Below are 13,123 nucleotides of genomic sequence, written 5' to 3' on the forward strand. Positions count from 1 at the left end.
CCGCCACACGGCTAAGCACATCCCGCAAAGGAGCCTACCCCATGTCGATGAATAGCTTTGGTCATCTTTTCCGCGTCACCACCTGGGGCGAAAGCCATGGGCCTGCGCTGGGCGCCACTGTGGATGGCTGCCCGCCTAACGTCCCGCTGGACGAGACGATGCTGCAGCAATGGCTGGACAAGCGCCGCCCGGGTCAGAACAAGAATATGACCCAGCGCAACGAACCGGATGAGGTAAAAATCCTGTCGGGTGTGTTCGAAGGCAAAACCACCGGCACGCCGATCCAGCTGATGATCGAAAACACCGACCAGCGCTCCAAGGATTATGGCGACATCGTCAACACCTTCCGTCCCGGTCACGCAGACATCACCTATTACCAGAAATACGGCAACCGGGACTATCGCGGTGGCGGGCGGTCTTCGGCCCGTGAAACGGCAGCCCGTGTGGCAGCAGGTGGCATTGCCCGCGAGGCGATCAAGTTGCTGGCCCCGGACCTAGAGGTCAAAGGCTACATGGTCGCCATGGGCGAGCTGGACATTGATCGTTCCAACTTCGACTGGGACGCCATCGACAAGAATGATTTCTGGATCCCTGATGCAAACGCGGTGCAGCAGTGGGAAGACTATTTGCAGGGCCTTCGCAAAGAACATGACTCGGTTGGAGCCGTGGTCGAGGTTGTGGCGCGTGGTGTACCTGCGGGTATCGGCGCCCCCATTTATGCCAAGTTAGACACTGAATTGGCCTCAGCCATGATGTCGATCAACGCGGTCAAGGGCGTCGAGATTGGCGAAGGTATGAATGCGGCCCGGCTGAAGGGTTCAGAAAACGCGGACGAGATTTTCCGCGGCAATGATGGCGCACCTGTGTATTCGTCGAACCATGCGGGCGGCATTCTGGGCGGCATTTCCACCGGGCAGGACGTGGTAGTGCGCTTTGCGGTAAAACCAACCTCGTCGATCCTGACGCCGCGCGCTTCAATCCGCAAAGATGGCTCCCCAGCCGAGGTAATCACCAAGGGCCGTCACGACCCCTGTGTCGGCATCCGCGCGGTGCCGGTAGGAGAAGCGATGATGGCCTGTGTAATCCTGGACCAACTGCTGCTGCATCGCGGACAGATTGGTGAAAACCAAGGCACGATTGGCTGACATTAGGCTCTAAAAGGGCGATGCCAACCTCAAATTTCGAAATCTTGCCATGGCCCGGCACCGCCGGGCCGCGCCTGACCTTCCCCACGGGAAGGCTCTTTGCACCTCCCCAAGGTCGGGCACGCCCCTTTTAATCTAAACTCTCACCCGTGATCCCCGGCGCACTGGCTGTGGTCAGCCAGCGCCGTCAGCACTTTGCAACACCCCCCGTTGCCGCCATCACACAGATGGCTGATCCGTTCCAGCTCTCTTGCCAACTGTTCTAACTTGGCGATCCGTTCGCGGACGTTTTCTAACTGGCTACGTGCGATCTGATCGGCCTCGGCACAGTCATCCCCCAGTTGCCCGTCCAGCCCCATTAGGGCGCGGATGTCGTCCAAGCTGAACCCCAAATCACGCGCATGCTTGATAAAGCCCAGCGCGTCCATGCCCGCCTGATCAAAGCGCCGCTGGTTACCCGCATTGCGCCCCGGCTCGTCCAGCAGGCCTATCTCTTCGTAGTATCGGATGGTCGGAACCTTTACCCCGGTGGCCTTGGACATTGCGCCGATGGTGTACATCAAAATACCTCTTGAAGCTCTAGTGGCTAGAGCAACTACATTGGCCTCGAATCAGAACGAAGGACAAGAGACAATGGCAGGATGCTGCAACCACAACGCCCAGTTTGATGGGGTGTCGGCCGACTACAAACGACGGCTTTGGCTGGTGATCGCCATCAATGCTGGCATGTTTGGGGTGGAAATGAGTGCTGGGCAAATGTCCGGCAGTCAGGCGCTTAAGGCGGACGCACTGGACTTCCTTGGTGATGCGCTCACTTATGGCATTTCTCTAGCGGTGATCGGCGCCACCTTACGCACCCGCTCATTGGCGGCGCTGGGTAAAGGAATCAGCCTATTGCTGATGGGGCTCTGGGTGTTTGGGTCGACCATATACTCGGTGTTTTACATCGGTGTCCCACAGGCACAAATCATGGGATCGATCGGTTTTATGGCGTTGGCTGCCAATTTGGCATCAGTTGCGATCTTGGCCCGCTACAAAGACGGCGACGCCAATGTTCGGTCGGTCTGGCTGTGTTCTCGCAATGATGCCATTGGCAACGTCGCGGTGATGATCGCGGCGCTTGGGGTTTGGGGTACTGCATCGGGCTGGCCAGATCTAATCGTTGCCGGGATCATGGCGGGCTTGTTCCTCAGCTCTGCTTTCCAGATCCTTAACCAAGCGATAAGGGAATGGCGCTCGGAGGAAGCCCCTTTGGAGGCCCATCAGCACTAAAACGCCCCGTGTTGCTTAGTTAAACAACCCTGCGTGATCTTCGCGCAGGGTTTTCTTTTGCGCTATACCTATAATTTTCTCACCCCAGGCAGGTAACGTGCCAAGCCGATGGTATCACTGCTACCACCACATTTCACTCTGCCCGCTGCAACGCGCAGTACAGCTGATGAATTAGGAGACTGGCGTGGTTCATCACAACCCATCTTTATGTACCAGCACCAGCACGGCATCCAAATCAACCCATTGATCTTTGCCTCGTCGGAGCGCAGGGTCGCGGCCATGGTAAAGTCGTTAACATCGCATCGACCGTTGCTCGCGGTTGGACTTAAGGTCACAGCAATTGGGCTGTTCACCACCATGGCCGCGATCATCAAAGCCACCGCTGACCATGTCCCTGCCAGCGAAGCGGTGTTCTTTCGCTCCCTGTTTGCAGTTCCGATCATCGTAATCTGGCTGATGATGCGCGGCGAACTGCGCCACGGTTTGATCGCTAAAAATCCAATGGGTCATGTTTGGCGGGGGGTGCTTGGGACATCTGCGATGGGTTTGACCTTTACAGGCCTGGGTATGTTACCCCTGCCCGAAGTCACTGCCATCGGGTTTGCGACACCAATTTTCACCCTGATTCTTGCGGCGATCTTTCTCGGAGAAACTATTCGCCTGATCCGTATCAGTGCCGTTGTCGTTGGTTTGGCTGGGGTGATGATAATGATCTGGCCCCGATTAAGTGGTGGAGCAGATATCGGTGACACCGCCACGCTTGGTGCCATTTTGATCCTGATTGCCACCATTGCGCGCGCCATGGTGCAGATTCACATCCGTCAACTGGTTCAAACCGAACACACGGCTGCCATCGTTTTTTATTTTTCGATCACTGCCACAGGCTTGTCGCTTCTGACCCTTCCTTTTGGCTGGAAGGTGCCAAGCTGGGATATTCTTTTGATGCTGATTGCCAGCGGATTTATCGGTGGGGTGGCGCAGATTTTGGTGACATCATCCTACCGCTTTGCTGCCGCATCAATGCTGGCGCCTTATGATTACACCTCGATGTTGTTTGCTATTGTCATTGGTTATGTCTGGTTCGCCGAGCTGCCCACGCTGGTGATGCTGGCTGGTGCAACATTAGTCATCGCTGGCAATGCAGTGGTGATCTGGCGCGAGAGCCGCCTAGGAGTGGCGCGCGGCAAAGCCCGCCCGATGATGGATCCCAAGGGCGGCTAGCAGGCTCTAATAAGACGTTTTGGGTTGGAACAGCATCCAATACGGCGCTGCTCCTTTCAGGATCACACTGATCGGGTTAGCCCGCCGTCGATACGAATATTCTGGCCTGTGGTATAGGCGGCGTCATCAGAGGCCAGATAGGCAATCAGCGCCGATACTTCCTGTGCGGAGCCATATCGCCCCATAGGAATCCGCGCTTTGCGATCCTCAGTTTCAGGAAGGCTGTCGATAAAGCCGGGTAGCACATTGTTCATTCTCACGCCTTGGGAGGCGAACTTATCTGCAAACAATTTTGTAAAGCTGGCGAGTCCAGCCCGGAATACACCCGATGTCGGGAATAGTGGGTCAGGCTCGAACACCGCAAAAGTCGATATATTTATGATCGAACCACTGCCCTGTGCTGCCATGATTGGGGCCACCAAGCGGCTGGGGCGGATCACGTTGAGCAAGTAGTAATCCATGCCCAAATGCCAGTCGTCGTCACTGATGTCCATGATATCCCCCTTGGGTCCGTGGCCCGCCGAATTGATCAACACATCAATCCGCCCCCAACGGTGCATCGCTAGGTCCACCAGCGCCTGAAGGTCGGTTGTTTCAAGGTTTGATCCTGTAACGCCTACACCGCCAAGCTCGTTCGCCAGCGCCTCCCCCTTACCCGAGGCAGAGAGAATCGCGACCTGATACCCATTTGCTGCCAAATGTCGTGCTGCATCGGCGCCCATGCCGCTGCCACCGGCTGTAATCAGTGCTACTTTGGTCATAACTTGCTCCTATCTGTTATAGGTAAGATGGGGTCAGTCCGCGCACTTGACCAATCATCTCTCATCGCGCAAGCCTGTAGGAAAACTATTGGCTCAATTCAAATGCGACCTCCTAACTTAAACTCTCTGCGGATGTTTGATGCGGCTGCCCGGCATCTGAATTTTCGCTTGGCTGCCGAAGAACTGAATTTGACGCAGGGCGCAGTGGCGCAACAGGTACGTCGGTTAGAGACGGATCTTGGGCACAAACTGTTCCTGCGGCATGCGCGTGGATTATCACTAACCGATACTGGCCGCAGCTATCATAGCCCAGTGCGCCAAGCGCTGGCGCTGATTGAGAACGCAACCAATTGCCTTGCCCCTGCCGAGCAAAAGGTAACACTGTCTGTGCCGCCATCTTTTGCCGCCAAATGGTTGGTTCCGCGTTTGCCCGAGTTTGAGGCAGCGCATCCGGGCATTGAACTGCGAATTCTGGCCGAGGAAGCTCTGAGTGATTTCAAGCATGATGGTATTGATCTGGCGATCCGGTTGGGTCCGCGCCCCAACGATCTGGATCTGCAATCTGAATGCTTATCGCACATGGATCTGGTAGCCGTCACAAACCAAATTGTGGCTCTAACGCTGGGTGAAATACCCACATTGGAAGATCTAGCCAAGCACACGCTCATTCAGGATGGGCACCATTACTGGGACCAGTTGTTACGAAACGCCGGGCTATCTACGCAAAAACGCTTATTGCAGTTCAACCAAACTGCACTTGCGATGGATGCGGCGATGAACGGTCAGGGGATCGCTCTGGTACCGCAGATTTTTCTGGGCAACCCCTCTCTGCAACAAGTCTGGCGTAGCCCTGCCATAAAAGACGCGGGTTTTTATGTTGTCTGGCCTCGCAGAAAAGTACCAAACCAAGCACGGAAAACTGTTGTGAACTGGCTACTGACACAAAGAAGCGATGCGCATTAACGGAAAACAAAACGGACGCCTTGTTAGCGCCCGTCGTGAAACTTGATTTTACAAAGCATTAGGCCCTTACCAGCGCCTCATAAGCTTCTGCAATCTCGCGGGTCATTTCTCCAACCTCAAACGTATAGTCGCCTATCTGCCCTACCGGGGTTACTTCGGCTGCAGTTCCGGTCAACCAGCACTGTTCAAATCCAGCCATTTCTTCGGGCATGATATGACGTTCGTGCACAGTGATGCCGCGCTCCTTGAGCATTCCAACCACAGTCTGACGGGTGATACCGTTCAAAAAACAATCCGGCAGCGGTGTGTGTACTTCACCGTCTTTCACGAAGAAAATATTTGCGCCGGTCGCTTCGGCCACGTAGCCGCGGTAATCCATGAACAACGCATCAGAGCAGCCTTTGGCCTCGGCCTTGTGCTTGGAGATCGTACAAATCATGTAAAGGCCAGCGGCCTTGGCATGCACAGGGATGGTTGCAGGACTGGGCCGTTGGTACTCTGCGATGTCCAACTTGGCGCCCTGCATTTTAGCGTCGCCATAATAGGCCCCCCAACCCCAAACCGCGATTGCCATACGCACCGGGTTCTTGGCCGAAGCGACCCCCATGTCCTCGCCCGATCCACGCCATACCAATGCGCGAACGTATGCGTCTTGCAGCCCACTGGCTTTTAGCGCCTCTTCCTTGGCTGCTTCGATATCGTCTACCGAATATTGCATCGGCATATCCAACGCTTCGGCCGACTTGATCAGGCGCTCCGAGTGTAGGCGGCTTTTGAAAATCTTGCCGTTATAGGCGCGCTCACCCTCAAAAACTGAAGAGGCATAGTGCATGGCATGAGACAGCACATGCACCTGTGCATCGCGCCAATCAACCATTTCGCCATCCATCCAGATAACACCATCCCGATCATCATATCCCGACATGCTGTTTCCTCCTAAGCATCGTCATCTTTTCGTTTGTTGCGTCAATTAGGGCCGAAAAGGACATATTATTGCGCCAAAACTGAGATTCGATACCTCTTCGCTCTTGGAATGTCAATAACGCTGACTTAAACTGGGCACGATTGAAAGATGGGGGCGCGTTATGTCGGATGGACGTTCAAGTCAGAGTTTTGGCGGTGAAAGCCTGCTATTCCTCACTGATGAACAACTCAGGCAGGGGATTGAGGCAATGTTCTTTGCCTATCGCGGCTTTACGGCTGACCCTGACCGCATCCTAACGGAAATGGCCTATGGTCGCGCCCATCACCGGGCCATCCACTTTATCAATCGCGCTCCTGGTACCACCGTGAATAACCTTCTCACCATTCTAGGCGTGACGAAGCAGTCTTTGAATCGGGTGCTCCGTACATTGATCGGTGATGGCCTGGTCGAGAGCCGCGTCGGCACTATCGACAAGCGCGAGCGGCATCTGTTCCTGACGGACGCAGGCCACGCACTGGAGGCGACCTTATCGGATGCCCAACGCGCTAGGATGCGGGCCGCATTCAAGGATGCGGGGCCCGAAGCGGTGCACGGCTTCAAAAGAGTATTGGAGGCCATGATGGATTCGGACATGCGGCGCGCCTATGCCAAAATGCGGGACGCAGGCTTATGAGTGGTTTTGACGCCCACCTGTTGATTGTAGACGACGATGAGCGGATCCGTGACCTGCTTAAGAAGTTTCTAGTTCGGGCCGGTTTTCTGGTAACTGCTGCCCGGGATGCTGCCCACGCCCGTAGGGTACTGGACGGTTTGGAATTTGATCTAATCGTGATGGATGTCATGATGCCGGGCGAAGACGGGATATCGCTGACAACCAGCCTGCGCGAGACTCTCAGTACTCCAATCATGCTGTTAACGGCCCGTGGTGAAACCGAACACCGTATTACCGGGCTAGAAGCTGGGGCGGATGACTATCTGGCCAAGCCATTTGAACCCAAGGAACTGTTACTCAGGATCAACGCAATTCTGCGCCGTATGCCAGAAACTTCAGCGCAGGAGGCAGCGCCCAAAGTCCTGCATTTGGGACCGATCCGGTATGATATCGACCGTGGTGAAATGTGGCAAGGCGACCAGCTTATTCGGCTAACCGGCACCGAAAGTCAGCTGATGAAAATCTTTTCAACCTGCCCAGGCGAAGCCGTCAGCCGTGCCAAACTGGTCGAAGATCTGGGTCGTGACAGGGGTCAAGCACAGGAACGCGCGGTGGATGTTCAGATCACCCGACTGCGTCGCAAAATCGAACCAAACCCAAAGCAACCACAATACCTGCAAACGGTACGTGGTGCCGGATATATGCTTGCCCCTGACTAATTTCAGACCTACTGCCCCCAATCCACTGAAACGCTCCAGTTGCCCGACAGCGCCTTTTCGGGCATCCACAAGAAAGACAAACACCAACTTGCCGCCGCCCCGTTAGGCATCCTAATGTCATGGCCAAACATCCTTTGAGATATTGCCATGACCACTGCCTTGATCACCCATGCCGATTGCCTGTCCCATGTGGCACCCGAGGGCCACCCCGAATCTGTGGCCAGATTGGAGCACGTGCTCCATGCACTGGAACCTCTGGATCTAATGCGAGTCACTGCGCCAATGGCCGCCGATGATGATATTCTACGCATCCACCCGGCATCTTACCTTGCGAATCTACGCGCAGCACTCCCGTCCCAAGGCTTGGCCAACATTGATGGTGACACTTTTTTGTCCCCAGGCTCGTTGGATGCAGCATTTCGTGCCGCCGGGGCGGTAGTGCGCGGTGTAGATATGGTGTTAGCAGGCGAAGTTCAAAACGCTTTTGCCGCTATTCGCCCGCCTGGCCACCACGCCGAAACCGACACATCTATGGGCTTTTGCCTGTTTGGAAATGCAGCTTTGGCCGCAAAACATGCGTTGGATCACCACGGCCTGAAACGCGTGGCGGTGGTGGATTTTGATGTCCACCATGGCAATGGAACCCAAGATTTGTTGTGGGATGAGCGCCGAGCATTGGTGATTACTTCGCAACAAATGCCACTCTGGCCGGGTTCAGGTCGAGCGGATGAAGACGGCGCCTATGGAAATGTTCTCAACATCCCTCTGCCACCTGATAGCGATGGCAGTGAAATGCGTGCCCTCTATCAAGCACAGGTCTTTCCCCGCCTGCGCGATTTTAAACCCGAGTTGTTGGTGATTTCAGCTGGCTTCGACGCTCATCGTGACGACCCGCTGGCCAATCTCAACTGGTCTACCCAGGATTTTGCCTGGCTCACCGCTGAACTCTGCGAAATAGCGCAAGACCTGTGCGATGGCCGTATCGTCTCGACTTTGGAAGGTGGGTATGATCTGAACGCGCTGAGCACCGCCTGCGCGGCACATGTGACAGAAATGATAAAGGCATCGGCATGACCCAGACACCCGTCGAAGAGATGAGTTTTGAATTGGCGATGAAGGAGTTGGAAACCGTAGTTGGCCAGTTGGAACGCGGCGACGTGGCTCTGGACGATTCGATCGCACTTTATGAACGGGGTGCAGCATTGAAAAAGCGATGTGAAGATGAATTGAAGCGCGCCGAGGAGAAGGTCGCTGCAATCACATTGGACGCCAATGGCAATGCCACTGGCACAACGCCACTGGACGCAGGCTGAGCCTATGTCCGCGTCCACAGTTGTGCGGCAAGAAACACCGGCACCAAAGTTTACTCACGCCTTAAGCCGCACACAGCGGCTGGTTTCCGCCCGTATGGAAAGTGCTTTAGTCGGCGACGACACTTTGCTAGCGGCGATGCGCTATGCCATCACCGGAGGCAAAATGCTGCGTGGTTTTCTGGTCTTGGAAAGCGCCCGGTTGCATGAGGTCAGCGATGAGGTGGCGCTGGACGCTGCTCTGGCGATCGAATGTATGCACGCCTATTCGCTTGTGCATGACGACCTGCCCTGCATGGACGACGACGACTTGCGTCGCGGTCTGCCAACTCTACACCGCAAATGGGATGAAGCCATGGCGGTGCTGGCTGGAGATGCCTTGCAAACGCTAAGTTTCGAACTGCTTGCTAACCCCAAATTCGGGGATAATACTCTAACACTGATCCGAATGCTGGCCCAGGCTTCTGGCAAAGATGGCATGGTCTCGGGGCAGATGCTCGATATCGCCGCGGAAACCAGCCCTCAACCACTGACGCTGGAACAGATTATCCTTCTGCAGAGGCGTAAGACAGGTTGCCTAATTTCCTGGTCAGCCACGGCTGGTGCTGTGATTGCGAACGCGGACACTGAGCCACTGCGGCACTATGCCGAAGCACTTGGCCTTGCTTTTCAAATTGCTGACGACATTTTGGACGTTGAAGGCGATGCTGAAAAAGTTGGCAAGCGTGTACGTAAAGATGCCGAGGCTGGTAAGGCGACATTTGTGTCAGTTTTAGGGTTAGATGCAGCCAAGACGCGCGCCCAGCAATTATGCAATCAGGCTTGCGCTGCCTTAGATATTTACGGTGATCGTGGCGAAACCTTGCGCGAAGCCGCCCGTTTCGTTATTTCGCGCGACAGCTAATTGCCGCCAGAGGAGGCGCCGCATGCCCGAACAAACCACTAACCGACCCAAGACGCCTTTGCTGGATCAGATCAACCGTCCCGCAGATCTGAAGTCGCTAAGTGACTCGCAACTGGCACAAGTGGCCAATGAATTGCGTTCGGAAACCATTTCGGCGGTCTCCACTACGGGCGGGCATTTGGGTGCTGGCTTAGGCGTTGTCGAACTAACAGTGGCTCTGCACGCTGTGTTTGACACCCCGCGTGACAAATTGGTCTGGGACGTTTCGCATCAATGTTATCCGCACAAGATCCTGACTGAACGTCGCGATCGCATCCGTTCTCTGCGGATGAAAGACGGATTATCCGGTTTCACCAAACGCAGTGAATCGCCTTATGATCCATTTGGCGCAGCGCATAGTTCCACCTCGATCAGTGCTGCACTTGGCTTTTCTGTCGCTCGCGATTTGGGCGGTGTTGTGCCCGAGGGTCTAGGCGACGGTATAGCCGTGATCGGCGACGGGTCGATGTCAGCAGGCATGGCGTTTGAGGCCATGAACAACGCTGGCCATCTGGGTAAACGCCTGTTTGTCATTCTTAACGACAATGAGATGAGCATTGCACCTCCGGTTGGGGCGCTGTCATCCTACCTTTCGCGGCTATATGCTGAGGAACCGTTTCAGGAATTAAAGGCCGCCGCCAAGGGTGCAGTATCCCTACTGCCGGAACCATTTCGCGAGGGCGCAAAGCGTGCCAAAGATATGCTGAAAGGCATGACTGTTGGCGGCACCTTGTTTGAATCGCTTGGTTTTTCCTACATTGGCCCCATTGATGGTCATGATCTAAACCAACTACTACCGGTTTTACGTACAGTCAAAACGCGCGCCACCGGCCCAGTTTTGATCCATGTATTGACCAAAAAAGGTAAAGGCTATGCCCCGGCCGAAGCCGCCCGTGACAAAGGCCATGCCACCGCCAAATTCGACGTAGTAACGGGTGTGCAGAAAAAGACTCCATCAAACGCTCCGTCTTATACCGGGGTATTTGGTGACGAACTGGTCAAACTGGCCGCCAAAGACGACAAAATCTGCGCCGTGACCGCAGCAATGCCAGATGGCACCGGGCTGAACCTGTTTGCCGAACGCTACCCCTCGCGCTGTTTTGACGTAGGCATTGCCGAACAACATGGCGTAACCTTCTCAGCCGCTTTGGCCGCAGGTGGCATGAAGCCCTTCTGCGCGATGTACTCGACCTTCTTGCAGCGCGGATATGATCAGGTTGTGCACGATGTGGCCATCCAGCGCTTGCCTGTGCGGTTCGCGATTGACCGAGCGGGTCTGGTCGGCGCCGATGGCGCCACCCATGCCGGTAGTTTTGATATCGGTTTCATGGCCAACCTGCCGGGTATGGTGGTGATGGCTGCTGCGGATGAGGCTGAACTGGTGCATATGGTTGCCACAGCCGCGGCCCATGACGACGGCCCAATTGCCTTCCGCTATCCCCGAGGTGAGGGCGAAGGTGTCGAAATGCCGGATGAGCCGCAAGTGTTGGAGATCGGCAAAGGCCGGACGATCCAATCTGGCTCCCGCGTGGCACTATTATCGTTCGGCACCCGGCTGGGCGAGGTCCGCAAGGCCGCCGAAGCACTATCGGCCAAAGGTATCACTCCAACAATTGCCGACGCGCGTTTTGCCAAACCGCTAGACCGCGAGATGATCCTGGATCTGGCCGCTAATCATGAGGCACTGATCACCATCGAAGAAGGTGCCGTGGGTGGCTTTGGCTCGCACGTGGCGCAGTTGCTGGCGGATGAAGGTGTGTTTGACGGTGGTCTGAAATATCGCTCGATGGTGCTGCCTGATATCTTTATCGATCAGGCCAGCCCGGCGGATATGTACAAGGTTGCAGGCATGGATGCCACGCAGATCGAGGCCAAGGTTCTGGAGGTGCTGGGCGTGGCGACGATTGGGGAAAAACGGGCTTAGTTTCCTTCGAAATAGTCTACATATTTTGACTATGGGCGAGCGACGGCCTCAGGCGGGCACGAAATACGGAAAAACCCAGTAAGTTAACTGATAAGTCGGTAGATCTTCGCATGCCAACGGCCGTTCAGCTTGAATACGAAGTCCGCAATCTGATCATCTCCCATGATGACCGGAGGAAGATCTTGCGGTCGGGCAACCGCCAAATTGAGGAGCATCGCCCGTTCAGCAAATACAGCTGGATCAAAAATAATATCCATCCGCTCAATAAAGGACTGGGACGCCCACAATTGTTCAACCATACCCGGAAACCTTTTGTCCAGCCGAGCATACATTCGCCCCAAAGTTCGAAAATTGAGCAAAACAAATAGCAGATGGAAAGAGGCGTTTATATGGAACGAAGTCATATTCTGATTATAGCGCAGGCGGCTCTGCCGGGGGCACAAATTTCTCCATATCCTCAGCCTTGAACACGGCCTGTAACCCGGTGCGATAGTCGGGGTAGCGTAGTTTTACTCCCAACTCATCCTTGATCAGCGCATTCCCAACCCGCTTATTCTCACTATAGAAACTGCGTGCCATTGGGGTCATTGCGGCCTCTTCAAACGGCACCTCAGGGGGCATTGGCAGGCCTAGAAGTTCAGCCGCATAGCTAAGCACGTCCTGGGGTGGCACTGGGACATCGTCACAGACATTGTAGACTGCGCCAGGATTGGGCTGGGCGATCGACGCCGCCAGCACCTGAGCAATATCATCGACATGAATGCGCGAGAACACCTGACCCGGCTTGATGATCAACCGCGCTTTACCAGACATCAATTTGGCAAACGGCCCGCGACCGGGACCATAAATGCCGGCCAGACGGAAGATATGCAGCGGTAAGCTGTCGATGGATTGCCACTCACCCTCAGCCCCGGCCCGAATCTTACCGCGCTCAGCAATCGGTGTGATCGGAGTGGTTTCATCGACCCAACCGCCGTCGTGATCGCCATAAACCACTGTAGTAGACAGATAACCGGCCCATTCCAGATCTTTGGCCGTGGCGATTTTGTCGCGCATTTCGGCCAAAATCGGGTCACCATCGGCTGTCGGAGCAATAGAGCACAGGACATGGGTTACGCCATCCAGCGACACCTCGCCCCCCGGCCAAGTCAGCGTTTCGACGCCTTCCTCGGCGATTGCGTCACGAGAAGTTCCAATCACCCGCCAGCCGTCAGCAATCAAAACACGGGCAAGGGCGCGGGCGGTGTAGCCATATCCAAGGCAAAGCAGTGTTTTTTTCATATCGCAT

The 13,123-nt window shown here is 55.3% G+C and carries 15 protein-coding genes; 10 read left to right on the top strand and 5 right to left on the bottom strand.

Annotation, left to right across the window (positions count from 1 at the left end; genetic code table 11):
* Positions 1–41 precede the first annotated feature (41 nt).
* Entirely contained in the window at positions 42–1,145 is a 1,104-nt protein-coding gene (aroC, locus tag GO984_RS11845; RefSeq protein ID WP_157022734.1) for a chorismate synthase, read from the top strand.
* A 143-nt stretch (positions 1,146–1,288) separates the two neighbouring features.
* Here aroC and GO984_RS11850 read toward each other — a convergent pair whose 3' ends face one another.
* Positions 1,289–1,705: a MerR family transcriptional regulator gene (locus GO984_RS11850; RefSeq protein ID WP_157022735.1), complete on the bottom strand. Its 417-nt coding sequence runs from the start codon at positions 1,703–1,705 to the stop codon at positions 1,289–1,291.
* Positions 1,706–1,778: 73 nt separating this feature from the next.
* Between GO984_RS11850 and GO984_RS11855 the strand changes: the two genes are divergently transcribed.
* Both GO984_RS11855 and GO984_RS11860 read left to right on the top strand, forming a co-directional pair.
* Positions 1,779–2,417, top strand: coding sequence for a cation efflux transmembrane domain-containing protein (locus tag GO984_RS11855; protein WP_157022736.1), 639 nt, complete (start codon positions 1,779–1,781; stop codon positions 2,415–2,417).
* 279 nt (positions 2,418–2,696) lie between these two features.
* Positions 2,697–3,638: a DMT family transporter gene (locus tag GO984_RS11860; RefSeq protein ID WP_157022807.1), complete on the top strand. Its 942-nt coding sequence runs from the start codon at positions 2,697–2,699 to the stop codon at positions 3,636–3,638.
* 62 nt (positions 3,639–3,700) lie between these two features.
* Here the strand turns inward: GO984_RS11860 and GO984_RS11865 are convergent, their stop codons facing one another.
* Positions 3,701–4,399: an SDR family oxidoreductase gene (locus tag GO984_RS11865; RefSeq protein WP_157022737.1), complete on the bottom strand. Its 699-nt coding sequence runs from the start codon at positions 4,397–4,399 to the stop codon at positions 3,701–3,703.
* Between the two features lie 102 nt (positions 4,400–4,501).
* Between GO984_RS11865 and GO984_RS11870 the strand changes: the two genes are divergently transcribed.
* Entirely contained in the window at positions 4,502–5,362 is an 861-nt protein-coding gene (locus GO984_RS11870; RefSeq protein WP_209279408.1) for a LysR substrate-binding domain-containing protein, read from the top strand.
* A 58-nt stretch (positions 5,363–5,420) separates the two neighbouring features.
* Here GO984_RS11870 and GO984_RS11875 read toward each other — a convergent pair whose 3' ends face one another.
* Positions 5,421–6,287 (bottom strand): branched-chain amino acid aminotransferase, encoded by an 867-nt coding sequence (locus tag GO984_RS11875; RefSeq protein WP_138162808.1) that lies wholly within the window; start codon positions 6,285–6,287, stop codon positions 5,421–5,423.
* Positions 6,288–6,447: 160 nt separating this feature from the next.
* Here GO984_RS11875 and GO984_RS11880 point away from each other — a divergent pair, with 160 nt between their 5' ends.
* The 6 genes from GO984_RS11880 to dxs all read left to right on the top strand — a co-directional run bounded on the left by GO984_RS11880 (position 6,448) and on the right by dxs (position 11,835).
* Positions 6,448–6,960 (top strand): MarR family winged helix-turn-helix transcriptional regulator, encoded by a 513-nt coding sequence (locus tag GO984_RS11880; RefSeq protein ID WP_157022738.1) that lies wholly within the window; start codon positions 6,448–6,450, stop codon positions 6,958–6,960.
* Positions 6,957–7,658 carry a response regulator gene (locus GO984_RS11885; RefSeq protein WP_157022739.1) on the top strand — a complete coding sequence of 234 codons (702 nt, stop codon included), beginning with the start codon at positions 6,957–6,959 and terminating at the stop codon, positions 7,656–7,658. Before GO984_RS11880 ends, GO984_RS11885 begins: the two co-directional genes overlap by 4 nt.
* Before the next feature lie 147 nt (positions 7,659–7,805).
* Positions 7,806–8,732 (top strand): histone deacetylase family protein, encoded by a 927-nt coding sequence (locus tag GO984_RS11890; protein WP_157022740.1) that lies wholly within the window; start codon positions 7,806–7,808, stop codon positions 8,730–8,732.
* Positions 8,729–8,971 carry an exodeoxyribonuclease VII small subunit gene (locus GO984_RS11895; RefSeq protein ID WP_157022741.1) on the top strand — a complete coding sequence of 81 codons (243 nt, stop codon included), beginning with the start codon at positions 8,729–8,731 and terminating at the stop codon, positions 8,969–8,971. Before GO984_RS11890 ends, GO984_RS11895 begins: the two co-directional genes overlap by 4 nt.
* A gap of 4 nt (positions 8,972–8,975) precedes the next feature.
* Positions 8,976–9,872, top strand: coding sequence for a polyprenyl synthetase family protein (locus tag GO984_RS11900; RefSeq protein ID WP_157022809.1), 897 nt, complete (start codon positions 8,976–8,978; stop codon positions 9,870–9,872).
* A gap of 22 nt (positions 9,873–9,894) precedes the next feature.
* Positions 9,895–11,835: a 1-deoxy-D-xylulose-5-phosphate synthase gene (dxs, locus tag GO984_RS11905; RefSeq protein WP_157022742.1), complete on the top strand. Its 1,941-nt coding sequence runs from the start codon at positions 9,895–9,897 to the stop codon at positions 11,833–11,835.
* An 83-nt stretch (positions 11,836–11,918) separates the two neighbouring features.
* Here the strand turns inward: dxs and GO984_RS11910 are convergent, their stop codons facing one another.
* Complete coding sequence (locus tag GO984_RS11910) at positions 11,919–12,134, bottom strand: hypothetical protein (protein ID WP_157022743.1); 216 nt, start codon at positions 12,132–12,134, stop codon at positions 11,919–11,921.
* Positions 12,135–12,246: 112 nt separating this feature from the next.
* A complete protein-coding gene (locus GO984_RS11915) occupies positions 12,247–13,116 on the bottom strand; it encodes an SDR family oxidoreductase (RefSeq protein ID WP_157022744.1) in 870 nt (289 codons plus the stop codon).
* Positions 13,117–13,123 lie beyond the last annotated feature (7 nt).

It is taken from the genome of Parasedimentitalea huanghaiensis (assembly GCF_009753675.1).
GTDB lineage: Bacteria > Pseudomonadota > Alphaproteobacteria > Rhodobacterales > Rhodobacteraceae > Parasedimentitalea > Parasedimentitalea huanghaiensis.

Excerpts from the sequence above, each read along its gene's own strand:
- aroC (WP_157022734.1), top strand. The coding sequence starts at position 42 with ATGTCGATGAATAGCTTTGGTCATCTTTTCCGCGTCACCACCTGGGGC.
- GO984_RS11850 (WP_157022735.1), bottom strand. The coding sequence starts at position 1,705 with ATGTACACCATCGGCGCAATGTCCAAGGCCACCGGGGTAAAGGTTCCG.
- GO984_RS11855 (WP_157022736.1), top strand. The coding sequence starts at position 1,779 with ATGGCAGGATGCTGCAACCACAACGCCCAGTTTGATGGGGTGTCGGCC.
- GO984_RS11860 (WP_157022807.1), top strand. The coding sequence starts at position 2,697 with ATGGTAAAGTCGTTAACATCGCATCGACCGTTGCTCGCGGTTGGACTT.
- GO984_RS11865 (WP_157022737.1), bottom strand. The coding sequence starts at position 4,399 with ATGACCAAAGTAGCACTGATTACAGCCGGTGGCAGCGGCATGGGCGCC.
- GO984_RS11870 (WP_209279408.1), top strand. The coding sequence starts at position 4,502 with ATGCGACCTCCTAACTTAAACTCTCTGCGGATGTTTGATGCGGCTGCC.
- GO984_RS11875 (WP_138162808.1), bottom strand. The coding sequence starts at position 6,287 with ATGTCGGGATATGATGATCGGGATGGTGTTATCTGGATGGATGGCGAA.
- GO984_RS11880 (WP_157022738.1), top strand. The coding sequence starts at position 6,448 with ATGTCGGATGGACGTTCAAGTCAGAGTTTTGGCGGTGAAAGCCTGCTA.
- GO984_RS11885 (WP_157022739.1), top strand. The coding sequence starts at position 6,957 with ATGAGTGGTTTTGACGCCCACCTGTTGATTGTAGACGACGATGAGCGG.
- GO984_RS11890 (WP_157022740.1), top strand. The coding sequence starts at position 7,806 with ATGACCACTGCCTTGATCACCCATGCCGATTGCCTGTCCCATGTGGCA.
- GO984_RS11895 (WP_157022741.1), top strand. The coding sequence starts at position 8,729 with ATGACCCAGACACCCGTCGAAGAGATGAGTTTTGAATTGGCGATGAAG.
- GO984_RS11900 (WP_157022809.1), top strand. The coding sequence starts at position 8,976 with ATGTCCGCGTCCACAGTTGTGCGGCAAGAAACACCGGCACCAAAGTTT.
- dxs (WP_157022742.1), top strand. The coding sequence starts at position 9,895 with ATGCCCGAACAAACCACTAACCGACCCAAGACGCCTTTGCTGGATCAG.
- GO984_RS11910 (WP_157022743.1), bottom strand. The coding sequence starts at position 12,134 with ATGGTTGAACAATTGTGGGCGTCCCAGTCCTTTATTGAGCGGATGGAT.
- GO984_RS11915 (WP_157022744.1), bottom strand. The coding sequence starts at position 13,116 with ATGAAAAAAACACTGCTTTGCCTTGGATATGGCTACACCGCCCGCGCC.